At 58.6% G+C, this 24,337-nt stretch carries 22 protein-coding genes and 1 tRNA gene; 16 read left to right on the forward strand and 7 right to left on the reverse strand.

Features of this window, described 5'->3' with window-relative positions; translation table 11 throughout:
* Positions 1 to 32: 32 nt before the first annotated feature.
* A complete protein-coding gene (gene ygfZ, locus ACJ8PL_RS22790) occupies positions 33 to 1,025 on the reverse strand; it encodes a tRNA-modifying protein YgfZ (protein WP_016929977.1) in 993 nt (330 codons plus the stop codon).
* A 320-nt stretch (positions 1,026 to 1,345) separates the two neighbouring features.
* Between ygfZ and sdhE the strand changes: the two genes are divergently transcribed.
* The 5 genes from sdhE (at position 1,346) to creD (ending at position 5,573) form a co-directional block, all read left to right on the forward strand.
* Complete coding sequence (gene sdhE, locus ACJ8PL_RS22795; RefSeq protein ID WP_004931679.1) at positions 1,346 to 1,612, forward strand: FAD assembly factor SdhE; 267 nt, start codon at positions 1,346 to 1,348, stop codon at positions 1,610 to 1,612.
* Positions 1,593 to 2,015 carry a protein YgfX gene (locus tag ACJ8PL_RS22800; RefSeq protein ID WP_016929976.1) on the forward strand — a complete coding sequence of 141 codons (423 nt, stop codon included), beginning with the start codon at positions 1,593 to 1,595 and terminating at the stop codon, positions 2,013 to 2,015. Before sdhE ends, ACJ8PL_RS22800 begins: the two co-directional genes overlap by 20 nt.
* Entirely contained in the window at positions 2,015 to 2,713 is a 699-nt protein-coding gene (gene creB / locus ACJ8PL_RS22805) for a two-component system response regulator CreB (RefSeq protein ID WP_016929975.1), read from the forward strand. Before ACJ8PL_RS22800 ends, creB begins: the two co-directional genes overlap by 1 nt.
* On the forward strand, positions 2,710 to 4,128 hold the full coding sequence (creC, locus tag ACJ8PL_RS22810) for a two-component system sensor histidine kinase CreC (RefSeq protein ID WP_016929974.1): 1,419 nt from the start codon (positions 2,710 to 2,712) through the stop codon (positions 4,126 to 4,128). Before creB ends, creC begins: the two co-directional genes overlap by 4 nt.
* An 80-nt stretch (positions 4,129 to 4,208) precedes the next feature.
* Positions 4,209 to 5,573, forward strand: a complete 1,365-nt coding sequence (gene creD, locus ACJ8PL_RS22815) for a cell envelope integrity protein CreD (protein ID WP_016929973.1) — start codon at positions 4,209 to 4,211, stop codon at positions 5,571 to 5,573.
* 37 nt (positions 5,574 to 5,610) lie between these two features.
* Here creD and fldB read toward each other — a convergent pair whose 3' ends face one another.
* Positions 5,611 to 6,129 carry a flavodoxin FldB gene (fldB, locus tag ACJ8PL_RS22820; RefSeq protein ID WP_004931683.1) on the reverse strand — a complete coding sequence of 173 codons (519 nt, stop codon included), beginning with the start codon at positions 6,127 to 6,129 and terminating at the stop codon, positions 5,611 to 5,613.
* Between the two features lie 106 nt (positions 6,130 to 6,235).
* Between fldB and xerD the strand changes: the two genes are divergently transcribed.
* The 6 genes from xerD to ACJ8PL_RS22850 all read left to right on the forward strand — a co-directional run bounded on the left by xerD (position 6,236) and on the right by ACJ8PL_RS22850 (position 12,631).
* Positions 6,236 to 7,135, forward strand: a complete 900-nt coding sequence (xerD, locus tag ACJ8PL_RS22825; protein ID WP_004931685.1) for a site-specific tyrosine recombinase XerD — start codon at positions 6,236 to 6,238, stop codon at positions 7,133 to 7,135.
* A 26-nt stretch (positions 7,136 to 7,161) separates the two neighbouring features.
* Positions 7,162 to 7,878, forward strand: a complete 717-nt coding sequence (dsbC, locus tag ACJ8PL_RS22830) for a bifunctional protein-disulfide isomerase/oxidoreductase DsbC (protein ID WP_004931688.1) — start codon at positions 7,162 to 7,164, stop codon at positions 7,876 to 7,878.
* A 6-nt stretch (positions 7,879 to 7,884) separates the two neighbouring features.
* Entirely contained in the window at positions 7,885 to 9,618 is a 1,734-nt protein-coding gene (gene recJ, locus ACJ8PL_RS22835) for a single-stranded-DNA-specific exonuclease RecJ (protein WP_016929971.1), read from the forward strand.
* A 166-nt stretch (positions 9,619 to 9,784) separates the two neighbouring features.
* A protein-coding gene (gene prfB, locus ACJ8PL_RS22840; protein ID WP_096242572.1) for a peptide chain release factor 2 occupies positions 9,785 to 10,883 on the forward strand; the annotation gives its coding sequence in 2 pieces (ribosomal slippage) (positions 9,785 to 9,859 and positions 9,861 to 10,883; 1,098 coding nt in all).
* Positions 10,884 to 10,892: 9 nt separating this feature from the next.
* Positions 10,893 to 12,410, forward strand: coding sequence for a lysine--tRNA ligase (lysS, locus tag ACJ8PL_RS22845; RefSeq protein ID WP_004931697.1), 1,518 nt, complete (start codon positions 10,893 to 10,895; stop codon positions 12,408 to 12,410).
* A gap of 147 nt (positions 12,411 to 12,557) precedes the next feature.
* Positions 12,558 to 12,631: transfer RNA gene (locus ACJ8PL_RS22850), tRNA-Gly, on the forward strand.
* Between the two features lie 201 nt (positions 12,632 to 12,832).
* Here the strand turns inward: ACJ8PL_RS22850 and ACJ8PL_RS22855 are convergent.
* Together ACJ8PL_RS22855 and ACJ8PL_RS22860 are read right to left on the reverse strand one after the other, a co-directional pair.
* On the reverse strand, positions 12,833 to 14,143 hold the full coding sequence (locus tag ACJ8PL_RS22855; protein WP_079452405.1) for an MFS transporter: 1,311 nt from the start codon (positions 14,141 to 14,143) through the stop codon (positions 12,833 to 12,835).
* A gap of 84 nt (positions 14,144 to 14,227) precedes the next feature.
* Positions 14,228 to 15,178 carry a 2-hydroxyacid dehydrogenase gene (locus tag ACJ8PL_RS22860; RefSeq protein WP_079452404.1) on the reverse strand — a complete coding sequence of 317 codons (951 nt, stop codon included), beginning with the start codon at positions 15,176 to 15,178 and terminating at the stop codon, positions 14,228 to 14,230.
* Positions 15,179 to 15,749: 571 nt separating this feature from the next.
* Between ACJ8PL_RS22860 and ACJ8PL_RS22865 the strand changes: the two genes are divergently transcribed.
* The 4 genes from ACJ8PL_RS22865 (at position 15,750) to ACJ8PL_RS22880 (ending at position 20,227) form a co-directional block, all read left to right on the forward strand.
* Positions 15,750 to 16,220: a YhcH/YjgK/YiaL family protein gene (locus ACJ8PL_RS22865; protein WP_016929962.1), complete on the forward strand. Its 471-nt coding sequence runs from the start codon at positions 15,750 to 15,752 to the stop codon at positions 16,218 to 16,220.
* 376 nt (positions 16,221 to 16,596) lie between these two features.
* The gene (locus ACJ8PL_RS22870) at positions 16,597 to 17,184 is read left to right on the forward strand and encodes a sugar dehydrogenase complex small subunit (protein WP_004931706.1); all 588 of its coding nucleotides are present in this window, start codon (positions 16,597 to 16,599) and stop codon (positions 17,182 to 17,184) included.
* Positions 17,181 to 18,833: a GMC family oxidoreductase gene (locus tag ACJ8PL_RS22875; RefSeq protein WP_048794587.1), complete on the forward strand. Its 1,653-nt coding sequence runs from the start codon at positions 17,181 to 17,183 to the stop codon at positions 18,831 to 18,833. The genes ACJ8PL_RS22870 and ACJ8PL_RS22875 overlap by 4 nt, the downstream gene beginning before the upstream one ends.
* The gene (locus ACJ8PL_RS22880) at positions 18,830 to 20,227 is read left to right on the forward strand and encodes a c-type cytochrome (RefSeq protein WP_442531401.1); all 1,398 of its coding nucleotides are present in this window, start codon (positions 18,830 to 18,832) and stop codon (positions 20,225 to 20,227) included. The genes ACJ8PL_RS22875 and ACJ8PL_RS22880 overlap by 4 nt, the downstream gene beginning before the upstream one ends.
* A gap of 119 nt (positions 20,228 to 20,346) precedes the next feature.
* Here ACJ8PL_RS22880 and ACJ8PL_RS22885 read toward each other — a convergent pair whose 3' ends face one another.
* From ACJ8PL_RS22885 to ACJ8PL_RS22895, 3 genes are all read right to left on the reverse strand, one after another.
* Positions 20,347 to 21,339: a LacI family DNA-binding transcriptional regulator gene (locus tag ACJ8PL_RS22885; RefSeq protein WP_004931713.1), complete on the reverse strand. Its 993-nt coding sequence runs from the start codon at positions 21,337 to 21,339 to the stop codon at positions 20,347 to 20,349.
* 287 nt (positions 21,340 to 21,626) lie between these two features.
* On the reverse strand, positions 21,627 to 22,859 hold the full coding sequence (locus ACJ8PL_RS22890) for a cysteine desulfurase-like protein (RefSeq protein WP_442531402.1): 1,233 nt from the start codon (positions 22,857 to 22,859) through the stop codon (positions 21,627 to 21,629).
* Positions 22,856 to 23,470 (reverse strand): 2OG-Fe dioxygenase family protein, encoded by a 615-nt coding sequence (locus tag ACJ8PL_RS22895; protein ID WP_227944643.1) that lies wholly within the window; start codon positions 23,468 to 23,470, stop codon positions 22,856 to 22,858. The genes ACJ8PL_RS22890 and ACJ8PL_RS22895 overlap by 4 nt, the downstream gene beginning before the upstream one ends.
* A 387-nt stretch (positions 23,471 to 23,857) precedes the next feature.
* On the opposite strand from ACJ8PL_RS22895, the gene ACJ8PL_RS22900 reads away from it, so the two are divergent.
* Positions 23,858 to 24,334 carry a hypothetical protein gene (locus ACJ8PL_RS22900; protein ID WP_004931717.1) on the forward strand — a complete coding sequence of 159 codons (477 nt, stop codon included), beginning with the start codon at positions 23,858 to 23,860 and terminating at the stop codon, positions 24,332 to 24,334.
* The last annotated feature ends 3 nt before the right edge of the window (positions 24,335 to 24,337 follow it).

Consider the following 24,337-nt stretch of genomic DNA (forward strand, 5'->3'; position numbering starts at 1 on the left):
TGGCCGCAGGCAGGGGGCCTGCGGCCGACGGATTATTTCTCTTCGGCCAGCGAGTAGGGCAACGGTTTGATCGCCAACTGGCTGGCGGCATCGTCGCGCACCCGCAGCTGGCTGTCGGCATCCAGATCGTTGTTCATCACCACCTGCACCCACAGCGTGCCGTCGGCCAACTGACTCGACGCCAGTACGGTGCCGGTGCGGCGCCAGTTTTCCCCCAGCTGCAGCTCCAGATCCTCCGCCGCCTGCGGGGCGCGGGCCGCTTTACCTTCCAGCCAGTAGAGCGCACGCTTGTTGGCGCCGCGGAATTTGGCGCGCGCCACCATCTCCTGACCGGTATAGCAACCCTTGCTGAAGCTGATGCCTTCCAGCGCCTGCAGGTTGGTGGCCTGCGGGATCAGCTGCGCGCTGTTGGCGGCGTCGATAACCGGATAACCGGCTTCGATCTCCAGCGCCAGCCATTGGCTGCTGTCATTCAGTTCCGCCTGGTCATGCAGTTTGCCGATCAGCTGTTCGGCTACGGCGGGGCGGGTCACCAGCAGAAAACGTTCCGCCGGTGCAGCGAAGTGCAGAATCGTGGTCTCGCCGTCCTGCACCACCGGGTGCTCGGCGCTCGGCAGCGTGGCGAACAGGCCCGTCAGCGCGGCGCGCGCCTGGAAACCGGCGACGCCCAGCAATACCGCGTCATTATCGGCGGCGATAGTGACTTTGGAGAACACCGCGTATTTTTTGATTTCCGCCAGTTGGCTGTCCAGCACGCTGCGGCGTTCCAGATAGGCGAAGCCTTCGCCTCGGTGGAACAGACGCAGGTTGCTCCACATTTTGCCCTTGGCGTCGCAGTGGGCGCACAGCACGTGTTGATCGGCCGCAAGCGCGTCGATGTCCGCCGTCACCTGGCCCTGGAGATATTTCACCGTGTCCGGCCCGTTCAGCGTCACCAGCGCCCAATCTTCCAGCGAGATCAGCGTCAGGGGCAGATGGGTGGAAGCGGAGGGCTGACGGGGTGGGAATGGAATGTTATGCGCCATAGTAAGTTCCTGCTCAACGTTTAGCTTACCTGAAGGGTATTGAGCCCATGGTAAAAGAGGCGGCGGGCTTTGCAAACTGTTATTCGCGCCGTGGCGCCGGGGTGCGCTTTTTTTGGCATTTTGCGCTTTATTGCGTTTTCCGCAGCAAAGCGCCTTCCCGGCGTGTATGTCAAATTGTTACTCTATAGGCTTGCGGCCAGGGCACCCTTGCAGACAGATCCCCGGCTGATGGAATTATATTGCGACGGCGTTGCCATACAGTGTGTCATTTGAACCCTGCGCTGGCGCTGCCGCGCTGAAAAGAGGTGAGTCATAACAACATGGATATTAACAACAAAGCACGTATTCACTGGGCTTGCCGTCGTGGCATGCGCGAGCTGGACATCTCCATCATGCCGTTCTTCGAATACGAATACGACAGCCTGAATGACGCGGACAAGGCGCTGTTTATCCGCCTGCTGGAGTGTGACGATCCCGATTTGTTCAACTGGCTGATGAATCATGGCGCGCCGCAGGACGGCGAGCTGCAGAGAATGGTGACCCTGATCCAAACGCGAAATAAAGACCGTGGCCCAGTGGCGATGTGATATCCGCATTTCCTGGCGCACCCAGCTGTTTTCACTGTTGACCCACGGCGTTCTGATCCTGCTGATCCTGATTTCGCCCTGGCCTGAGGGCTTTGGCCCGCTCTGGCTGGTGCTGCTGACGCTGGTGGTGTTTCAGTGCATTCGCAGCCAGAAGCGCATCGCCGCGGTGCAGGGCGAGCTGCGGCTGCTGGCGGACAGGCGTTTCAGCTGGCACGGCCGCGAGTGGCGGCTGGCGAAAAAACCGTGGATGCCGGGTTACGGCATGCTGTTGACGCTGCAGCCGATGGAGGGCAAAAAGCGTCGCCGGCTGTGGCTGGCTTCCGACTGCATGAGCAAAGAGGAGTGGCGCCACCTGCGGCAGCTGTTGCTGCATCCGCCGGCGGGTAACGGCGAGGAACCCTGATGAAACCCGTACTCTGGTTGGTGGAGGATGAACCCAGCATTGCCGATACGCTGGTTTACACGCTGGAGAGCGAAGGCTTCGAAGTACGCTGGTTCGAACGCGCGGAGCCAGCGTTGCAGGCGCTGGCGCAAGAAGGCGCGCCAGCGCTCGCTATCCTCGATGTCGGTTTGCCGGATATCAACGGCTTTGAATTGTGTCGCCGCCTGCTGGCTCAGGCGGCCGACCTGCCGATTCTGTTTCTTACCGCCCGCAGTGATGAAGTGGATCGCCTGATCGGGCTGGAGATCGGCGCCGACGACTATGTCGCCAAGCCGTTCTCCCCTCGCGAGGTCAGCGCCCGGGTGCGCACCATTTTGCGCCGCCTGCATAAGCAGCAGCGCCTGCAACAGAGCGCGCGCTACCATTTCGGCGCTTTCGCCCTCGACGAAGACGCGGCCACCATCTCCTACCATCAGCGGCCGCTGCCGCTGACCCGTTACGAATACCTGCTGCTGAAGACGCTGTTGTTGGCGCCTGGACGGGTGTTCTCGCGGCAGCAACTGATGGAAAGCGTTTGGGCGCAGGCGGAAGAAAGCCTGGATCGCACCGTCGATACCCACATCAAAACCCTGCGCGCCAAGCTGCGTGCGGTGGATCCCGGTGAGCCGCCGATCCACACCCACCGCGGATTGGGCTACAGCGTGAGCCGCCAGCCATGAAAATTGGCCTGCGCCTGCTGCTGGGATATTTTCTGATCGTGGCGGTGGCCGGGTACTTCGTGCTGAGCATTTTCGTCCAGGAAGTGAAGCCCGGCGTGCGGCGCGCTACCGAAGGCACGCTGGTGGACACTGCCAACCTGCTGGCGCAGATCGCCCGTCAGGACATGCAGCGCGGCGATGCGGCGCATGGCCAACTGGCGCAGGCGTTTACGCAGCTGAACCAGCGGCCGATCGGCGCCAATATCTCCGGCATCCGCAAGGATCGCAGCGAATACCACGTCTATCTTACCGATGCGCGAGGCAAGGTCATCTTCGATTCCGCCGGCCGCGCGCAGGGGCAGGATTATTCGCGCTGGAATGACGTTTATCGGACGCTGCGCGGCCAGTACGGCGCCCGCAGCACCCGCAGCGACCCGCAGGATGAAAACAGTTCGGTGATGTATGTGGCCGCGCCGGTGATAGAACAAGGGCGCATTATCGGCGTGCTTACCGTGGGCAAACCCAACAGCACCATGGCGCCGGTGATCAAACGCAGCGAACGGCGCATTTTGTGGGCCGGCGCATTGCTGCTGGGGATCGCGCTGCTGATCGGGGCGGCGTTCGTCTGGTGGATCAACCGTTCCATAGGCCGTCTGGTGCGTTATGCCGACGGGGTGGCGCAGGGAGAAAACGCGCCGTTGCCCAAAGTGGGCGGCCGGGAATTGACGCAGCTGGCGCAGGCGTTGGAGAGCATGCGTCTGAAGCTGGAAGGCAAAGCTTATATCGAACAGTATGCACATACCCTGACGCATGAGCTGAAAAGCCCGCTGGCGGCGATCCGGGGGGCGGCGGAACTGTTGCAGGAGCTGCCACCGCCGGAGACCGCCCGGCGTTTTCTCACCAATATCGAACAGCAAAGCGCACGCATCCAGCAACTGGTGGATAAACTGCTGGTGCAGGCGCGGCTGGAGAGCCGGCCAGAAATGGAGACCGCGCCCATCGCGATCGCGGCGCTGATCGGCCAGACGATGGCGGGCAAAGAGGCGCAGGCGACGCAGCGCGGCGTCAGATTGCAACTGGAGGCGTTGGCGGAGGTGACGCTGAACGGCGATGCATTGCTGATCAGCCAGGCGCTGACCAACCTGCTGGACAACGCGATCGACTTTACCCCGCCGGGCGGTTGCGTCAGCGTGCGAGGCGAACGGCGGGAACAGCATTACTGCATCAGCGTCTGTGACGACGGCAGCGGCATTCCGGACTATGCGCTCGATAAAGTGTTCGAGCGTTTTTATTCGCTGCCGCGCGCCGAACGGCCTAAAAGCAGCGGGCTGGGCCTGAACTTCGTGCAGGAGGTTGCCCGTCTGCATCATGGCGGCATTCGCCTGCGCAACCGCCGGCCGCACGGGGTGGAAGCGACTTTCATGTTATCGCTGTGACTTCACCTTCCCTTCACATAACCACATTCTGATTTCACCTGCGGGTTTTATCGTGGCCTCATTACCTACGAGGAGCGAGCATGATGAAATCGGTACTTTTCTGGAAAATAACCACGTTGCTGGGATTGATGGTGGTGATGTTGATCCCCATCGCCCAACTGATGAGCGTGATCGACGAACGCAGCGGCTATCGGCAAAGCGTGGTCGGGCAGGTGAGCGAAAGCACCAGCGGGGCGCAGCGCGTGCTCGGCCCGTTGATTGTCATTCCCTATATCGAACGCGAAGAGAAGAAAGACGAGAAAGGGCAAACGGTGGTGCAGCGGGTGCAGCATTACCGCTATTTGCTGCCGGAGTCGCTTCAGGTGCAGGGCGCGCCGAAGGTGGAAGTGCGCAAGCTAGGCATCTATCAGACGCAGGTTTATCAGGGGCCGCTGAACTTCAAGGTGCGTTTCGGCCAGCCGGAGCTGACGGATTTGCAGCGCGCCAACGTGGCCGTCGGCCAGCCGTTCCTGCTGGTGGCGCTGAGCGACTCTCGCGGCATCAAGCGCATTTCCCCGCTGGCAACACCGCAGCCGGTGGCGTTTGAGCCGGGCACCGGCGTGGGTTCGTTGCGCCAGGGGATCCACGCACCGCTGACGCTGGCGGCGTTGCAACAAAAAGAGGGGCTGAACGCTGACTTCACCCTGACGCTGGCGGGCACCAGCAGCCTATCGCTGGTGCCGCTGGGGCGCAGCAGCGAGCTGCAACTGCAAAGCAACTGGCCACACCCGAATTTTCTCGGCAACTTCCTGCCGGACGAACGTAAGGTGACGGATCAAGGGTTTAGCGCTCGCTGGCGCAGCACCTGGTTCGCCAACAACATTAACAGTGCGTTCCATTACGACGATGGCATTATCGACGAGGACAAGCTGCCGGCCTTCAGCGCCAGCCTGGTCGAACCGGTCGATCACTATCAGCTGACCGAGCGTGCGGTCAAATACGCGCTGCTGTTTATCGGGCTGACGTTTATGGCGTTTTTCCTGTTCGAAACCCTGACCGGGCTGCGGGTGCACCCGATTCAGTACCTGCTGGTCGGTGCGGCGCTGGTGTTGTTCTACCTGATTCTGCTGGCCTTCTCCGAACACCTGGGATTCGCTCTCGCTTACCTGGCGGCCAGCATCGCCTGCAGCGGACTGATCGGCTTCTATCTGAGCGCCGTGCTGCGCGGCAAGCTGCGCGGTGCGCTGTTCGCCGCGAGCCTATTGCTGTTGTACGGCGTGCTCTATTTGCTGTTGCAGTCGGAGGACAATGCGTTGGTGCTGGGGGCGGGGCTGCTGTTCGCCATTCTGGCGGGCATTATGCTATTGACGCGCAAGCTGGACTGGTATCAGGTGGCCGATCCGGCGCGTTTGACCAAGGAAACGCCGGCCGGGGAAGACGAGCCACGCTTTCGTCTGTGGAAATAAGTGAGGGAAATCGGGCGCGTTACGCGCCCGATAGCGGCTACAGCAGCGGCTCCATCTCCAACAGGATCTGTTCGCACCATTGCTGCAGGCGCTCTTCGCTCAGATCGTATTGGTTGACCTCATCGAGCGCCAGGCCGACGAAATGTTTGCCGTCGGCGCTCAGCGGTTTGGGGCTGGTGAACTCGAAGCCCTCAGTTGGCCAGAAGCCGATGAACTGTACGCCCAGCGGCGCGATGTGATCGTGCAGCATGCCCAGCGCGTCGAGGAACCACTCACCGTAACCGAGCTGATCGCCCATGCCGTACATGGCGACGATTTTGCCTTTCAGATCCAGCGCCGCCAGCTGCGGCCAGATCGCTTCCCAGTCTTCCTGCAGTTCGCCGAAATCCCAGGTCGGGATGCCGAGGATCAGAATGGAATAGTCCTCCATCAGCTTGGGCGAGACGTCTTTCAGGTTGTGCAGGTCGACCAGGTCTTCACCCAGAATCTCACGGATTTTTTCTGCCGCCATTTCGGTGTAGCAGGTGCTGGAGCCGTAAAACAGACCAATCTTCATGTGTAAACCGTTACGTTGCTGTTTAGAGAATTGCAGCGAGTATACCTGATTTGCTCCGGCTTAAGGCATAATGGCGCGGGTGGAAATGCAACAAAGAGAGGACCGCGTGCAACAGCAAGACAATGCGCTGATTGAACAATTCCTGGATGCGCTGTGGCTTGAGCGCAATCTGGCGGAAAATACGCTGGCCTCCTATCGGCTGGATTTGCAGGCCCTGGGCGCCTGGCTTGGCCAGCAGAAGACCGATTTGCTGCAGGCGCAGGCGTTGGATCTGCAGGCGTTTCTCGCCGAGCGGGTGGATGGCGGTTACAAGGCCACCAGCTCCGCGCGTTTGCTGAGCGCCATGAGGCGCCTGTTTCAATATCTGTACCGCGAAAAGCTGCGCGCCGACGATCCCACCGCGCAGCTGGCGTCCCCCAAACTGCCGCAGCGCTTGCCGAAGGATCTGAGCGAGGCGCAGGTCGATGCGTTGCTGCAGGCGCCCTGCGTCGATCAGCCGCTGGAGCTGCGCGACAAGGCGATGCTCGAAGTGTTGTACGCCACCGGGCTGCGGGTTTCAGAGCTGGTGGGGCTGAACATCAGCGACGTCAGCCTGCGTCAGGGCGTGGTGCGGGTGATCGGCAAGGGCAACAAGGAGCGGCTGGTGCCGCTGGGCGAAGAGGCGGTCTACTGGATCGAAAATTATCTGGAGCACGGGCGCCCGTGGCTGGTCAACGGTCAGACGCTGGATGTGCTGTTCCCCAGCACCCGCTGCCAGCAAATGACCCGACAGACGTTCTGGCATCGCATCAAACACTATGCCATCCTTGCGGGCATCGACAGCGAGCGTCTGTCGCCGCACGTGTTGCGGCACGCGTTCGCTACCCATTTGCTGAACCATGGGGCCGATCTCCGTGTCGTACAGATGTTGTTAGGGCACAGCGATCTCTCGACCACGCAAATTTATACACATGTAGCGACCGAACGACTGAAACAGCTACATCAACAGCATCACCCGCGCGCCTGAGCGGCGGGTTCGAAAGGATTGGAACAATGAAAAAAGGTTTAATGCTGCTCTCTCTGCTGGTGGCTTCGGTGGCCGGCGCCGCCCATGCCGATGACGCGGCGATCAAAAAAGCGCTCGCCAGCCTGGGCATCCAGCAGGCGGACGTGCAGCCTTCGCCGGTCAACGGCCTGAAAACCGTGCTGACCGACAGCGGCGTGCTGTACGCCTCCGAAGACGGCAAGCATATCCTGCAGGGCCCGCTGTTCGACGTCAGCGGCAAAGAGCCGGTCAACGTGACCAACCAACTGCTGAGCAGCAAGATGGACGCGCTGAAAGATCAGATGATCGTTTACAAAGCGCCGAAAGAGAAACACGTGATCACCGTGTTCACCGATATCACCTGCGGTTACTGCCACAAACTGCATCAGCAGATGAAAGAGTACAACGATCTGGGTATTACCGTGCGTTATCTGGCATTCCCGCGCCAGGGGCTGGCTTCCCAGGCTGAAAAAGACATGCAGTCGATCTGGTGCACCGCCGACAAGGCCAAGGCGTTTGACGCCGCCATGAAGGGCGACGCCGTTTCTCCGGCGACCTGCAAAACCGACATCAGCAAGCATTACGAGCTGGGCGTGCAGTTCGGCATTCAGGGCACGCCGGCCATCATCCTGGAGAACGGCATGATGATCCCGGGCTATCAGGGGCCGAAAGAGATGGCCGCCATGCTGGATGCGCACCAGGCCGCCACCAAAGCCGGTGGTTAATCGCCGGTGAGTATCAAAACGCAACTACGCCGCCGCCCGGCGGCGGACGACACGCATCTGCCCGCCAGTTTGCCGCCGCTGCTGCGTCGGCTTTACGCCCTGCGCGGCGTGCAGGCTGAGCAAGAGCTGGAACGCGGCGTCAAAGGCATGCTGCCCTGGCAACAGCTGGACGGCATCGACGACGCCGTCGGCCTGCTGCAGCAGGCGCTGGCCGACGGCCGCCGCATCATGGTGGTGGGCGATTTCGACGCCGATGGCGCCACCAGCACCGCGCTGACGGTGTTGGCGCTGCGCAGCATGGGCGGCGCAGCCGTCGATTATCTGGTGCCTAACCGTTTCGAAGACGGTTATGGCCTGAGCCCCGAAGTGGTGGAGCAGGCGGCGGCGCGCGGCGCAGAACTCATTGTCACCGTCGATAACGGCATCTCCTCCCACGCCGGCGTCGACGTGGCGCACGCCAAGGGCATGCAGGTGCTAGTGACCGATCACCACCTGCCGGGCGAGACCCTGCCGGCGGCCGAAGCGATCGTTAACCCCAACCTGCGCGGCTGCGCCTTCCCGTCCAAGTCGCTGGCGGGGGTAGGCGTCGCGTTCTACCTGATGCTGGCGCTGCGCGCCCGCCTGCGGGACAGCGGCTGGTTCGAGCAGCGCGCGCTGGCGATGCCCAATCTGGCGGAGCTGCTGGACCTGGTGGCGCTCGGCACCGTGGCCGACGTGGTGCCGCTGGACGCCAACAACCGCATTTTGGTGTATCAGGGATTAAACCGCATCCGCGCCGGCAAATGCCGACCGGGCATCCGCGCGCTGCTTGAGGTGGCCAACCGCGACGCCCGTCAACTGGCGGCCAACGATCTCGGTTTTGCTCTCGGGCCGCGGCTCAACGCCGCCGGCCGGCTGGACGACATGTCGATCGGCGTGGCGCTGCTGCTGAGCGACGACATCGCGCAGGCGCGCATGCTGGCCAACGATCTCGATGCGCTGAACCAGACGCGACGCGAGATAGAGCAGGGCATGCAGGTGGAAGCCCTGCAGCTGTGCGATCAGCTGGAGCGCACCAGCACCGAGCTGCCTTACGGATTGGCGATGTATCACCCGGAATGGCACCAGGGCGTGGTGGGCATCCTCGCTTCGCGCATCAAAGAGCGTTTCCACCGCCCGGTGATCGCGTTCGCGCCGGCGGGTGACGGCATCCTGAAAGGCTCCGGCCGTTCGGTGCCCGGCCTGCACATGCGCGACGCGCTGGAGCGGCTGGATATGCTGAACCCCGGGCTGATGATGAAGTTCGGCGGCCACGCGATGGCGGCCGGGCTGTCGCTGGAAGAAGCCAAATTCGACGAGTTCCGCCAGCGTTTCGGCGAGCTGGTGGGCGAATGGCTCGATCCGGCGATGCTGGAGGGGGTGATCTGGTCCGACGGCGAACTGGCGATGCAGGAGCTGTCGCTGACCACGGCGGAGCTGCTGCGCGAGGGCGGCCCGTGGGGCCAGGCGTTCCCGGAACCGACCTTCGACGGCAAGTTCCGCATCCTGCAGCAGCGGCTGGTGGGCGAGAAACACCTGAAGCTGATGGTGGAGCCGCTCGGCGGCGGCCCGCTGCTCGACGGCATCGCGTTCAACGTGGATACCACGCTGTGGCCGGACAGCAGCGTGCGCGAAGTGGAACTGGCCTACAAGCTCGACGTCAACGAGTTTCGCGGCAACCGCAACGTGCAGCTGCTGATCCAGCATCTTTGGCCGCGCTGAGGCGAAATTGAACACAATTCGGGGATTGGGCTCTCCAATCCCCGGCAACCTTCCCGATCGCCACAAAAACTGACCAACTCGCTATAAACTGCCGCCCGGATCCGTTAGAATTAGCGGTTCCAATGGCATTCCGCCATCGACGACATCAACGTAAAAGAACGAAACCATGTTTGAAATTAACCCGGTAAAAAACCGAATTCAGGACCTGTCCGAGCGGACTGCGGTTCTTAGGGGGTATCTTTGACTATGATGCCAAGAAGGAACGCCTAGAAGAAGTCAACGCCGAGCTGGAGCAGCCGGACGTTTGGAACGAGCCGGAGCGCGCACAGGCGCTCGGTAAAGAGCGCGCCGCGCTGGAAGCCATCGTTGAAACCATCGATCAGCTGGAGCAGGGCGGCGAAGACGTTGGCGGGCTGCTGGAACTGGCGGTGGAAGCCGACGATGAAGAGACCTTCAACGAAGCGGTCGCCGAGCTGGATCAACTGATGAGCAAACTGGATCAGTTGGAATTCCGCCGCATGTTCTCCGGCGAATACGACAGCGCCGACTGCTACCTGGATATCCAGGCCGGTTCCGGCGGCACTGAAGCGCAGGACTGGGCCAGCATGCTGCTGCGCATGTACCTGCGCTGGGCCGAAGCCAAGGGCTTCAAGACCGAAGTGATCGAAGAGTCCGACGGCGACGTCGCGGGCCTGAAATCGGCCACCATCAAGATCATCGGCGACTACGCGTTCGGCTGGTTGCGCACTGAAACCGGCGTGCATCGCCTGGTGCGCAAGAGCCCGTTCGACTCCGGCGGCCGTCGCCACACCTCGTTCAGCTCGGTGTTCATCTACCCGGAAGTGGACGACGATATCGATATCGAAATCAACCCGGCGGATCTGCGTATCGACGTGTACCGCGCCTCCGGTGCGGGCGGTCAGCACGTCAACAAAACCGAATCCGCCGTACGTATTACTCACCTGCCAACCAACATCGTGGTGCAGTGCCAGAACGATCGTTCTCAGCATAAGAACAAGGATCAAGCGTTTAAACAGCTGCGAGCCAAGCTGTACGAGTTTGAGATGCAAAAGAAAAATGCTGATAAGCAGACGATGGAAGACAACAAGTCCGACATCGGCTGGGGCAGCCAAATCCGTTCTTACGTGCTGGATGACTCCCGCATCAAGGATTTGCGCACCAACGTCGAAACGCGTAACACGCAGGCCGTACTGGATGGCGACCTGGATAAATTCATTGAGGCAAGTTTGAAAGCCGGGTTATGAGGAATAGAAATGTCTGAACAACAAGTACAGGGCGCCGATCAGGCGCTGGATCTCAATAACGAACTGCAGTCCCGCCGCGAGAAACTGGCCGGCCTGCGTGAGAACGGCATTGCGTTCCCGAACGACTTCCGTCGCGATTCCACCTCCGACAAACTGCACGCTGCGTACGGCGATAAAGACAACGAAGAGCTGGAAGCGCTGGGCGTAGAAGTGACCGTCGCCGGCCGCATGATGACCCGCCGCATTATGGGCAAGGCATCCTTCGTCACGCTGCAGGACGTGGGCGGCCGCATTCAGCTGTACGTCGCGCGCGACGATCTGGCTGAAGGCGTGTACAACGAGCAGTTCAAGAAGTGGGACCTGGGCGATATCCTCGGCGCGCGCGGCAAGCTGTTCAAAACCAAGACCGGCGAACTGTCGATCCACTGCACCGAACTGCGTCTGTTGACCAAAGCGCTGCGTCCGCTGCCGGATAAATTCCACGGCCTGGCGGATCAGGAAACCCGTTACCGCCAGCGTTACCTGGATCTGATCGCCAACGAAGAATCGCGCAACACTTTCAAAGTGCGTTCGCAGGTGATGTCGGCTATCCGCAACTTCATGGTGGAACGCGGCTTCATGGAAGTCGAAACCCCGATGATGCAGGTGATCCCGGGCGGCGCGTCCGCGCGTCCATTCATCACTCACCACAATGCGCTGGATATCGACATGTACCTGCGCATCGCGCCGGAACTGTATCTGAAGCGTCTGGTGGTCGGCGGCTTTGAGCGCGTGTTCGAAATCAACCGCAACTTCCGCAACGAAGGCGTTTCTCCGCGTCATAACCCAGAGTTCACCATGATGGAACTCTACATGGCTTACGCGGATTACAAAGACCTGATCGAGCTGACCGAGACCCTGTTCCGCACCCTGACCGAGAAAGTGCTGGGCACCTCTCAGGTGCAGTACGGCGATGAAGTGTTCGACTTCGGCAAGCCGTTCGAGAAGCTGACCATGACCGAGGCGATCAAGAAATACCGTCCGGAAACCGATCTGGCTGACCTGGCCGACATGGGCAAAGCGGTGGCCATCGCCGAATCCATCGGCATCAAGGTTGAGAAGAGCTGGGGCCTGGGCCGCGTCGTGACCGAGATCTTCGAAGAAGTGGCGGAAAGCCATCTGATTCAGCCGACCTTCATCACCGAGTACCCGGCTGAAGTGTCGCCGCTGGCGCGCCGCAACGACGTGAACCCGGAAATCACCGACCGCTTCGAGTTCTTCATCGGCGGCCGTGAAATCGGCAACGGCTTCTCCGAGCTGAACGACGCCGAAGACCAGGCGCAGCGCTTCGCCGATCAGGTGAATGCTAAAGACGCTGGCGACGACGAAGCGATGTTCTACGACGAAGACTACGTCACCGCGCTGGAGCACGGCCTGCCGCCGACCGCCGGTCTGGGCATCGGCATCGACCGCATGGTGATGCTGTTCACCAACAGTCACACCATCCGCGACGTGATTCTGTTCCCGGCGATGCGCCCACAGAAATAATCCCGTTTAGCGTGCAAAAACCGGTGCAGGCGACTGCGCCGGTTTTTTTTCGTCTACGGGACTTAACCGCTTAAAACATCGGCAGTTACGCGCCATCTCCGCTTGCCCGCCGCCGATAACCGGTTATAATGCCTGTCGCACACCGATGCGGGTGTAGTTCAATGGTAGAACGGCAGCTTCCCAAGCTGCATACGAGGGTTCGATTCCCTTCACCCGCTCCAAAATCTCCCTATGCATCACCCCATTGAGTTATAACCGTTTTCAGAAAAGCTGATTCTCAACGATGCATCACCGTTTGGTGCGGGTTGACGTGTGAGTCGCTCAAGCCATTGGCCTGGCATTTAACCGCGATAACACAACGCGCCGCCCAATCCTGATGCGGGTGTGAGCCGCCGTCGCTGCCCACACCGCGTTATTGCCGCTTAACTCCATTTCTGTTTGGCCCCGGATGGCAGGCGGTTATCCGCTTCTTCGCAGGTGCGATCGCATTCTTTCGGCAGCAGGAAGGTGATACTTCCCGCCAGCAGCAGCGATGCCGCCAGCGCGCAAACCGCGACGTTCTGTCCGTACAGATAAATCATGACGCCGACCAGATAGGGGCCGCAAAACCCACCGAGGTTGCCCAGCCCGTTGATCACCCCGCGTGCGCTGCCCGCCACTTCCGCCGCCGCAATGCGTCCGGGAATTGACCAGAAGGGGCTGGTCGCCGCTTTAAGGAAGAAGCCGCACACCACCAACGCGATATAGGCGGCCACCACATGCTCATGCAGGATCACCGAGGCTATCAGCGCCGCCGCAAAACAGTACAGGGAGATCCTGACCCACAAACGGCGTTTACCGCTGCGATCGCTGAACATCGAAATCACATAAATCCCCGCCAGAGTGGCAACAAACGGCAGAATCGCCAATACCCCAACATTGGCCATGCTGCCACCGGTCAGGTTTTTCAAGATGGTGGGCAGCCACAACGTATACCCATAGTCCCCGGTCTGGTAAAAGAAATTCAGCACGACCAGGCGCATCAATCCCTTGTTGCGAAATACCGCTTTTAACGGCGCTTTGGCCGGCGGCGCCATCCCTTCCCGCGCTTTGCGCTCCCGGGCCAGTTCGGTCAATAAATAGTCGCGTTCCTTCGCCGGCAGCCAACGCGCTTCTTCCGGGCGGTCACTGATCACCAGCCACCAAATGGTCAACACCACGATCGACAATAAGCCTTCGATAATGAACAGCCAGCGCCAGTCGAGGGCGGCAATAATTGCGCCGGAAACCGGGGCGGTCAGCATCCCTCCTAGTGGGGCAAACATCATGACAAAGGCATTGGCCCGGCCCAGTTCTTTTTCCGGGAACCAATTGCTGACCATGGTCAGCACAACGGGCAACATTCCCCCTTCGGAGATCCCGAGAATAAAACGCAGCACGAGCAGTTGATATTCATGGGTGACGAACCCGGTGGCGATAGAGACAACCGCCCAGGCCACGAGCGACCAGGCGATAAAACGTTTCCCGCTACCGTAAACCGCAAGTCGTCCGCCAGGGATTTGCAGAAATAAATAACCAATAAAAAAGATACCGCTGGCCACGCCAGCCATCTGGCTGGTAATGCCTAAATCCTGTTCCATGCCGCCCGGCAGAGCAAAGCTGATATTAACGCGATCCATAAATGAAATAATGCAGGTGATAAGGATCGGCGCGATAACCCGCAGCCAGCGAGTTCCTGGTATTTTATCGGTCATAATAGCGTCTCGATGATATCCGCCATTCACAAAGGATATTGTGTCGGCGGATAAAATGATCATTCGTAACTCAAACGATCATTTTTATTGAATTAACCCAGGTATATCCTGATGTGAAAAATAACCTGCCAGATTATCCAAAACGGATTGGCTCATTCCCTGACGAGTTTCTACGGTAGCGCTGGCCACATGGGGTTGAAGCAGAACATTCTCGAGCGCAAAGAACGCTGTCGGGACATGGGGTTCGTTTTCAAAGACGTCCAGAGCGGCCCCGGCGATAACATGATTTTGTAACGCCGTTATCAGCGCCGTCTCATCGACCAGGCTGCCGCGGGCGATATTGATAAGCCAGGCGCGTTCGGGCATGGCGTTAAATACGCTGGCATCAACAATCCCGCGGTTTTCCGCACTGCCGGATGCCGCGATCACCAGGAAATCACTCTGTGCTGCGAGCGTGTGCAGATCGGCGCACCACTGGTAATCCAGGCCGTCTTTGCGCTGGCGGTCAGTATACAGGATGGTCATATCGAAGCCTTTCGCCCGGCGGGCGATGGCTTGGCCAATATTCCCCATGCCGAAAATACCGATGCGTTTACCGCTCACTTTGGTCGCCAGCGGTGGCGGCGTCGTTTCCCAGCGGCCTTCACGTACAAATCGGTCCCCTTGGCAGAGGCGGCGGCTGGCGGACAGCATTAGCCCCAGAGCCAGATCTGCCACATCATCGGTCAGCACGCCGGCGGTGATCCCGACGCTGATATGGCGTTCCCGGGTGTAGTTGAGATCGATAGCGTCAGTCCCCACGCCAAAGACGGCAATCATGCCCACCTGCGGCAGCTGTTCCAGCGTCTCCCGGGTTACCCCCACATCACCACGGGTGACCACCGCCTGAACGTCTGCGCCATGGCGAACCAGGAAGGCTGGAATATCTGATTGTTCATAGAGACGGAATACCCGGTAACGGGCGTCCAACGCGGCCTGTAAAGCATCCATCACCGGCGCGATAAGCAAAATGGTAGGTTGAGTGTCAGTGTGCATCGTTGCGATCCTGTCTGAAAAATAGGGGATACCCTGTATCAGACGTTTTTTTACCGCTTATTTTTGCGATCTGCATCACGCCAAAGAGTGTTAAAAAAGCATGTTACTGCTGGCGTGATCTCGTGTGCAATTTCATGGCTTCTGTCAGTGACTATCGGGGCAAATAACCCATTATGCCCGTAGGAGGAGAATGCGAAATCGATCGATTTTGGCGAGAGCGGTGAATAACCAGTGATTTTCTGCCGTGGATCACAGGATAAGTAACGTTGTTTCGTAACACTTAATTAAGTGACTTTTGTCACAGTTTTAAGCGGCTAAAAACCGTGAGATAGGCCATGACTTATTTCACCATGCCGAATAGCCTTTCAGGTGGAGTTTACTCACAGTGGAGATAGGTTGTAAATATTAGAAACAAAGCGGTTTGCTTTGTTGCTTATTCATAGTGGCGCCCGTAGAGCGAACTAATAGCGATTCTACCGTAATTACGCCGAGATTGCGTGTTGTCATAAAACTACCCAGTCATTGTTTTTGTCGGTGAAATACCGAGCCGATATTGACCAGAGAAAATATTATGATAATTGATGCCTTAACCACTGCCGTAAATAATAGATTCTATCCGGCAGCCATTCGAAAAATGCTGGCCAGCATTATTGAAAGTGAGCCGTACAATTTACCTATCGGCCACTATCAGGTGCAGGGTAAACAGATGTTCTTTAACGTCGTTGAAGGGGAAACCAAACTATTGTCCGACCAGAAGCCGGAGTTTCATCGCCAGTATCTGGATATCCATCTTGTCCTGGAAGGGAGAGAAGTGATTGGCGCCGGGGTTCTGGGGCTGCCTTTGCCCCTGAGTGAGCCATTTAACGAGGCGCACGACCTTGGGTTTAGCCCGGCGATCCCCGGTGAGACTCTCATCCACCTGCAACCCGGTGAACTTGCCGTTATCTTTCCGGGGGAGCTGCATCGCCCGATGAGTACCTGCACAACACCGGCAGTTCTGCGCAAAATTGTGGCGAAAATCGACGGCGCCCTGCTGACGTAGCAAGACGTTCAGCGGCGGCTGGTATCGCTACTTCAGGCTGCCCGGCGGAAAGCCTCGCTCATCCGCCGTCTGCCGCGATTCCGAAGAATACGCCTTTCCCGTCAACGCCATAGCCCCTAACTTTTAAAAATTGAGTTGGGTTGAATAAATTTACGGCAGAGATTACGCCGTATTATTTACAGGGATATTTGCTTCAGGTTCAGATTACATCATTAAAGGCCGTGAGTTTACCTCTGTCGTAGATGTAGCCAATCTCATAACGCCTTGATCTTTTAATGCGATTCCTCCCCATTAGCACAATTTTTTATTTTGGTTTGCCTGCGTTCTGATAGATATTAAAAAAACTATATAAAAATAAATTATTTCGGAGCTAATAATGTCGTTGCAAATCGTGCTTACCCGCAGGGAGGCGCTGGGGAAAATGGTGGGCGTCATCGTCGCCGCCAGCCTGTTGCCTTATTCAAATATAACCTATGCCGAACGGGCGCAAATTGCCGCCTCGCCCGTTGAGTACGCGCAATTTTTACAAATTTCGAGAAAAATTACCGAGTTTGATGATTTGGACGTCACACTCTCCGCCCGCTATTTTTCCGCACTGCGCGAACATTTTCCTCAGTTGAACTCGCAACTCAACGCCCTGTTCATCCTGAGCCAGCAAGCCACCGATGCGGAAACCTTGAACCGACATGCGATTGAACAGGGGCAAAGGGAGCTTATCCAGGCGATCGTGACCGCGTGGTATACCGGAACCGTAGATCCTTCAAGCGCCGAGCAGGGGCAGTTGATTAGTTATAAAGAGGCGCTGATGTATCGCACGGTTCAGGATGCCCTGATTGTGCCGACCTGGTGTAATTTTGGCCCGCTGTGGTGGACCGGCTTGCCGCCGGGCGTTACCCGCCAACCTTCCATTCCCGCAACAGATTTGCCTGCCGTAGCCGATAAAAAATATGAGGATCGCGTGTGAAAAGCCCAATAATTAATGCTTCCGGCGATGCAGAGGCCGATGTCGTCATTGTCGGTTCCGGTATTGTGGGCGGTCTGATGGCGGATGCTTTGGTGAGCCAGGGCTACTCGGTGCTGGTACTTGAGGCAGGCCCGCGCATTGAGCGCGCACAGGCTGTGGAAAACTGGCGCAATATGCCACTGCACAATCGTGCGGGGTCGGATTTTCAGGGGCTTTACCCGCAATCGGAGTACGCCACCGCGCCGCTCTATTTCCCGGAGAACGACTATATCAAACTGACCGGCCCCAATGGCTCAGGCTTTAAACAGGGCTATTTGCGTGTGGTGGGGGGAACCACCTGGCACTGGGCCGCTTCTTGCTGGCGCAACCATCCCAATGATTTTCGCATGAAATCCCTCTATGGCGTGGGGAGAGACTGGCCTATTTCCTACGAAGATATCGAACCGTGGTACGCGAAAGCCGAAGAGGAAATAGGCGTTGCCGGCCCGAATAATCCGGAGTGGCAGTCCCCTGCGGAACGCAGCGGGCCTTACCCGATGGACATGGTGCCCTGGGCCTACGGCGACAGACGCATTGCTGAGATTGTTAATCCTCACGGCTTTAAATCGGTGCCCATTCCGCAAGGCCGCAGCACCCGGCCCTGGAATGGACGGCCCACCTGCTGCGGCAATAACAATTGCCAGCCGATTTGCCCGATCGGAGCCATGTACAACGGCATTCACCACGTTGAACGGGCCGAACACAAGGGGGCGAAGGTGATCCCCGAGGCGGTGGTGTACAAAATTGACACCGACGACAATAACCGCGTCACCGCCGTTCACTGGTACGACACGGCGCATAACTCCCATCGGGCGATCGGTAAAGCGTTCGTTCTGGCCTGTAATGGGATTGAGAACCCGCGCTTACTGCTGCTGGCGGCCAACGAAAAGAACCCGAACGGCATCGCGAACAGCTCGGATCAGGTGGGGCGCAACATGATGGATCACTCTGGCCTGCACTGCTCCTTCCTGGCGCGAGAGGCCCTGTGGGTTGGCCGCGGCCCAGCGCAGAGCAGCTGCATGGTGGGGTATCGTGACGGCGCGTTCCGCAGCGACCACTCCGCCAACAAGATCATCATCAACAACATCAACCGGGTGATCCCCTCCGCCCTTGAAGTACTGAAATCGGGCAAGGTCGGCAAGGCGCTGCAGGATGAAGTGCGCGATCGCGCCAGCCGCTCGGTGGATCTCTCCATTAGCCTGGAACCGCTGCCGGATCCGAACAACCGTCTTACTCTGAGCTCCACCCGCAAAGACAAGCATGGCCTGGCCTGCCCGGACATCCACTACGACGTCGGCGATTACGTGCGCAAAGGGCTGGAAGTGGTCAAAACCCAGCTACGGCAGATTGGCGACTTGTTCGATGCGCAAGAGTTTGTGATTAACGACAAGCTGAATGCCAACAACCACATTATGGGCGGCACGATCATGGGCAGCGATCCCACGAACTCGGTGGTGAACGGCAATTGCCGCGCCCACGATCATGACAACCTTTGGATCCCGGGTGGAGGCGCCATGGTTTCAGCCAGCGTTGTCAACACCACGTTGACGATGGCGGCGCTTGGACTCAAGGCGGCCAATGACGTACTGCGCGCCCTGGAGAGCAAATGAATAAAATCACCCATTCGTTGGCAGCGACGCTGCTGCTGGGAAGCGGCTTCGCGGCGCATGCCCAGGACGGCGATCTGATCGCTAAAGGGCAAGCGCTGGCTATCGCCTCGGACTGCATGGCCTGCCATACGAATACGCAGCAGCAGGGCAAGCCTTTTGCCGGGGGGTACGGCATTGCTTCTCCCATGGGCACTATCTACGCCACCAATATAACCCCATCGGTAAAATACGGCATCGGCGGCTATTCCGAAGCGGCGTTTGCCGACGTTCTGCGCTCGGGGATCCGGCAAGATGGGACGTATCTCTATCCGGCAATGCCCTACACCGCCTACACCCGTCTGAGTGATGACGAGATCCACGCGTTGTATACCTATTTCATGCATGGCGTTGCCCCGGTCGATGAGCCAGCCAAGCGCCAAACCGATCTGCCGTTTCCGTTCAACATCCGCCTCTCCATGGCGGTGTGGAACATGCTTTATTTGGATAATCGGCGTTTCACCCCGGATGTGACGAAAGGTGAGGCGTGGAACGAGGGGGCCGCGCTGGTGCAGGGGCCGGCTCACTGCGGAACCTGTCATACGCCGCGTAATGTGCTGATGGCGGAAGACAATTCGCGCTTCCTGATGGGGGCATCGCTGGGTTCTTGGTACGCGCCGAATATCACCGCCGATCGCCAGGAAGGGATCGGCGACTGGAGCGAGCAGGAGTTAGTGAACTATCTGAAAACCGGTCGGGCGGAAGGGCGCGCACAAGCTGCGGGGCCAATGGCTGAAGCCGTTGAGCACAGCTTCCAATACCTGACCGACCGGCAGCTGCAGGCGATTGCAACTTACCTGAAGACCGTGCCGTCACAGGGCGAGGGGCGCCAGGGCAATGGCCTCAGTCAGTCGCACTACAACGTTGAGCACCATCTCCGCGGCATGAATTCGCCCAACGCCAACCACACGCTCAATAGCGGCGAGGCGCTCTACAGCGGCTACTGCGCCAGTTGCCATCAGCCGGACGGCAGCGGCAGTTTGAACCAGGCTTACCCTTCGCTATTCAACAACTCCACCACGGCCGCGAACAACCCGTCAAACCTGATTGCCGCCATTTTGCAGGGGGTTGATCGCCGGGTTGACGGTAAGCACGTCCTGATGCCGAGCTTTGGCGCCGGTTCCTATGTCGGAGAACTGACGGATAAGCAAGTTGCCGATATCGCTAACTTCGTGCTGCAGAAATACGGCAACAGCACGCTGAGCGTGAGCGAGGCCGACGTGAGTGAGGTGCGCGCCGGGGGGCCGAAACCGCTGTTGGCGCGCGCACAGCCGATGATTCTGCCTGGCATGGCCACCACGGCGGTCGTCATTATTCTGCTGATCCTATTCTGGCTCCGGCGCCGCAAGGCACGTTGAGGGGGCATTCGGTCAGGTGGGTGACGCCATCTGGCCGAATTTCTGGCCGGGATAGCGAGTGATGTTCTTCTGACGACGCGGGCAGCTATGGCCAGTGATGAAGTCACTGGCGGGGAACGCTATATTGTCTCCCCCATTGACAGGCGGAAGTGGAGATCGACATGTTCAATGGTCGGCAGCCCTTTAATTTTTTTTATTATGATCTCTGTCGCCACTTTCCCCATCTCATACCGTGGCGTCAGTACGCTGGCTAACCGGGGGGTAATGATCTGCCCGATCTCAAGACCGTGAAATCCGGCAATGGCAATTTGCGCTGGAACGCCGATACCGTTTGCCAGGCATTCCTGTAACACTCCCACGGCCAGATCGTCGTTGGTACAGAGAATACCGTCCATATCCGGATACATTTGGCTCGCAAGCGTCATCATGCCTGTCCCAATCGAAATGGAAGAGATCTTATTGGGGGAAATGCGACCGGTAGGCAAATCATGGTTAGCCATTGCCTGACAGTATCCCGTGTAACGCTGTTCATCGCGGATATCAGACATTGAACCAAAATAGATAATGCGTTTTTTACCGCTGGCCAGCAACATGGTGGTCATATCGTAGCCGGCTTTCACATTATCAAAACCCACGTTAATTCGATCTGCATTGCCTGACAGCCCCATGATTTCAGCAACGGGTATTTTTGCCGCCTTCAGGAGTTTTTCCGCCCGCAGGCTATGGACCGACTCGGTCAGCAGCAGCCCTTTAATCTTAAAAGCCAGGATCGCGGCAATTTGCTCCTCTTCGCGTTTGCTGTTGTAGTCATAATTGACGACCAGCGTCTGATAACCCTGTATAGACGTCACGGATTCAATGCCGGCGAGGACATCAGCAAATATCAGATTGTTAAAAGAAGGAACCAGAACGCCGATGAGGGGAGGGCTATTGGAATAGAGGGCGGGATTGTCGGGATCGGCCTGATAGCCGACTTCCTCGATCACGGCGGCGATGCGCGCAGCCGTTTCCGGTTTAACCCTGTCCGGCGTGCGCAGATAGCGACTGACCGTCATTTTGGTGACACCAGCCAGTACAGCAATGTCATTTAACGTAATTCGCTGCGACTTCACCATTCATACTCATCTGACCCAGACCGTGTTTGTCATTATGCCCACTGCTGAGCCAAAAGAGAATGCGCGCAATGCGCTGCCCCGGCCGTATCGGGTGACAACCGCACGATGCGCCGATCCCGGCCTCTTTTCCCGTTCCGGCATTATATGTCCGTTATCTCCGCATTTCGTAACGCGGGGAAAGAAAGGCACGCATCTGCGTGCCGTGGACGCGGTGGAAGAAAAGACGGGCAGTTTGATACCTTATTCGGCCTGCCCAATAAGATGAACGGGCCGATATGGCCGGGTTAACTGAGAATATCTTCGGCGATCACGTTGAACAGCGTATCGATCTCGCCCTGAGTGTTGTAGTGCATCATGCCGATGCGCAGCACGCCGCCGTCCTGCAGCCCCAGCTGTTGCACCAAGCCCAACGCATAGAAATGCCCGCTGCCGGCGCAGATGTTGTGCTGCCCCAGGCGGCGGGCGATCGCGTCAGGCGTATGGCCGCTGAAGGTCAGGGCGAAGGTTGGCGTGCGGCGCGCGCTGTCCGCCTGGGGATTGCCGTAGAGCCGCACGCCGTCGAGTTGCTGCAGCCGTTGCAAAAAGTGACTGCACAGCGCCTCTTCATGCCGGTGGTAGGCGGCGAAGCTCTCCTGCAAGCGCTGCCTTAACGGCGCTCCGGGCGCGCCCCACTGCGCCAGATACTCGATAGCGGCCGCGACGCCGGCCAGCGCCTCGAAGCTTTGCGTGCCGGTCTCGAAACGGCCGGGGCCGACGTCGGTGGCCGGCTCGACTTTGTACGGCCGCAGGCGCTGCAGCCACTGCGGCGCGATGTAGGCCATGCCGACGTGCGGGCCAAAGAACTTGTAGGCGGAGCACACCAGGAAGTCACAGCCCAGCGCCTGCACGTCGATCAGGTTATGCGGCGCGTAATGAACGGCGTCGACATACACCTGCGCGCCGACCCGATGCGCGGCTTCAACGATGGTTTTGATATCGACGATGCCGCCGGTGACGTTGGAGGCGTAGCTGACCGCCACCAGACGGGTGTTGGCGTTGATGCGCTCACACACTTTCGCGGCATCCAATGCGCAGTCGGCGCTCTCCAGCGGTATCTGATGTACCGTGGCCCCTTTGTCGGCGGCGGCCTGCTGCCAGCTGGAGACGTTGGCGTAGTGATCCAGCGCGGTGACGATGACTTCATCGCCGGCCTGCCAGTCGCGGCTGATGATGCGGCTGAGATGAAAAGTCAGCGTGGTCATGTTCATGCCGAAGACGATGTTGTCGGGCGACGGCGCATTTAACAAGGCGCGCACCGATTCCCGCGTCTGACCCATCACCTCGCCGGTGACCCGGCTCGAGAAATAGTGGCCGCCCAGGTTGGCGTTGTACCTTCCCAGGTAGTCGGTCATTTTTTCCAGCACGCCCCGTGAAACTTGCGCACCGCCGGGGCCGTCGAAAAAGATGGCCGGTTTGCCGTCGATCTGCTGTGACAGGGCGCTGAACTGGGCGCGGGCGAGCTCGGGGGTAAAGGTCATGCTTTCTCCCCCCGCGCGGTGAGGACAAAGAGATCCAAATGACCTTCTTCTTCCGGGCTCACGGCGTTGATCGGCGTGGCGTTGTGCCACAGTTTGCTGTCCGCCAGCAGCACGGCCTCACCGTCCGCCAGCGCTTTTTTAAAGAAAGGATCGTGGCGGCTGTCGTCATACAGCATGATTTCACCGCCGACGATGTTGTGCCGGTGAATGGCGATCATCGCGATATGGTCGAAACCGTCCTGGTGTATGCCTTCCGGCGCCACCTGGGTGTCTTTCTCGATAGCGACCACGCGCATCTGGTGGATCTCTATCTCGGCGCCTTCCGGCAGGTCGTTGCTCTCTGCAAACAGGTTGCACATCTCTGCCATGCCGGCGCTCTGCAACACGGCGCTGTCGATAGGTTCGAAGCGGCGCACCACATTGCCCTGGAAGTGGTTGATCTGATCCGACTGCATGAAAGTGCGCGGCCCTACTTCGGCGACGTTGGGGTTGAGGTATTTAACGACCGAATAACGGCGCAGGCGATATTTGCCGTCGGCGTGTTGCGTGTGGGGCAAGAAGGAGAACGATGGCATCAGCTGTTGGGTGGCTTGCGGGCTTAGTACAGTCATACTTATTACGTTTTCGTGTTTCTGTAACATAATCACCTCTAATAATAATAATTTCTGATGTTGTAGGGGGTAATTCGATTGAATTGTAGACGACTCTATAACCAACGCAATTTAGCGGTGGCGAGGTGTGACGGCGGTCGTAAAGTGGGATGAACAGCAGAGAGGATGAGCGGAAGGGAATGCTGGTATGAAGCCGTCATTCAGCAAAATAAGCGCTAACGGGGGAGAATTCATGCGCAAGCATAACGTGACCAAGGTTACGCTTTCAGGGATAACTCTCATGAATATGAGGTGCTTTACTATAATTCCGGGACAGAGTGACCGCAGTGGCATTGCCTGGTTGTTGAAAGAACAATCTTCAATTCCCCCTGAATAAGGACTCCGATCATGCAGCATGTCAGAAAATTCGTCATTTCCTGCCTGTTTGCGTCGATAATGTTCCCCGGCATGGCCTTCGCGGAAGATCCCCCCGTGACACCGTTGGCTACCGGGATCGTCAGCAGCGGCGTAGCCGAAGCGCAAGTGACCGAGGCCGTGCGCCACGGTGAAATCCTGACCATCAAAGTGCGTTTCAAAGGGTTGAAAGACAACCTTAATGGACAAGGCTTGTATAGCAGTCTGGATAAAAGCAGTCTTGAGAAATCCTTCTATATTCTGGTGGGTAATAAAAAATACCTGCTGCTTACCGATAGCAATAATGTCCCACTGGCCTCTCCCAGCGTGTCATTCAGCTCAAGTTCAGGCATTCCCTATGTCGCCACCTGGTTTGGCAGCTTCCCTGCGCCTCCACCTGATGTGAAAGAGGTGTACCTGACGATCGCCAATGTCGAGCCGCTCGGGCCGATAGCCATTACGGATCGTTGAGCG

It is taken from the genome of Serratia sp. CY83965 (assembly GCF_052166375.1).
Taxonomy (GTDB): Bacteria; Pseudomonadota; Gammaproteobacteria; order Enterobacterales; family Enterobacteriaceae; genus Serratia; species Serratia marcescens.

Excerpts from the sequence above, each read along its gene's own strand:
- ACJ8PL_RS22880 (WP_442531401.1), top strand. The coding sequence starts at position 18,830 with ATGAATAAAATCACCCATTCGTTGGCAGCGACGCTGCTGCTGGGAAGC.
- creB (WP_016929975.1), top strand. The coding sequence starts at position 2,015 with ATGAAACCCGTACTCTGGTTGGTGGAGGATGAACCCAGCATTGCCGAT.
- ACJ8PL_RS22870 (WP_004931706.1), top strand. The coding sequence starts at position 16,597 with ATGTCGTTGCAAATCGTGCTTACCCGCAGGGAGGCGCTGGGGAAAATG.
- lysS (WP_004931697.1), top strand. The coding sequence starts at position 10,893 with ATGTCTGAACAACAAGTACAGGGCGCCGATCAGGCGCTGGATCTCAAT.
- ACJ8PL_RS22895 (WP_227944643.1), bottom strand. The coding sequence starts at position 23,470 with ATGACTGTACTAAGCCCGCAAGCCACCCAACAGCTGATGCCATCGTTC.
- dsbC (WP_004931688.1), top strand. The coding sequence starts at position 7,162 with ATGAAAAAAGGTTTAATGCTGCTCTCTCTGCTGGTGGCTTCGGTGGCC.
- creC (WP_016929974.1), top strand. The coding sequence starts at position 2,710 with ATGAAAATTGGCCTGCGCCTGCTGCTGGGATATTTTCTGATCGTGGCG.
- ACJ8PL_RS22855 (WP_079452405.1), bottom strand. The coding sequence starts at position 14,143 with ATGACCGATAAAATACCAGGAACTCGCTGGCTGCGGGTTATCGCGCCG.
- sdhE (WP_004931679.1), top strand. The coding sequence starts at position 1,346 with ATGGATATTAACAACAAAGCACGTATTCACTGGGCTTGCCGTCGTGGC.
- ACJ8PL_RS22865 (WP_016929962.1), top strand. The coding sequence starts at position 15,750 with ATGATAATTGATGCCTTAACCACTGCCGTAAATAATAGATTCTATCCG.
- ACJ8PL_RS22900 (WP_004931717.1), top strand. The coding sequence starts at position 23,858 with ATGCAGCATGTCAGAAAATTCGTCATTTCCTGCCTGTTTGCGTCGATA.
- ACJ8PL_RS22860 (WP_079452404.1), bottom strand. The coding sequence starts at position 15,178 with ATGCACACTGACACTCAACCTACCATTTTGCTTATCGCGCCGGTGATG.
- creD (WP_016929973.1), top strand. The coding sequence starts at position 4,209 with ATGATGAAATCGGTACTTTTCTGGAAAATAACCACGTTGCTGGGATTG.
- ygfZ (WP_016929977.1), bottom strand. The coding sequence starts at position 1,025 with ATGGCGCATAACATTCCATTCCCACCCCGTCAGCCCTCCGCTTCCACC.
- fldB (WP_004931683.1), bottom strand. The coding sequence starts at position 6,129 with ATGAAGATTGGTCTGTTTTACGGCTCCAGCACCTGCTACACCGAAATG.
- ACJ8PL_RS22890 (WP_442531402.1), bottom strand. The coding sequence starts at position 22,859 with ATGACCTTTACCCCCGAGCTCGCCCGCGCCCAGTTCAGCGCCCTGTCA.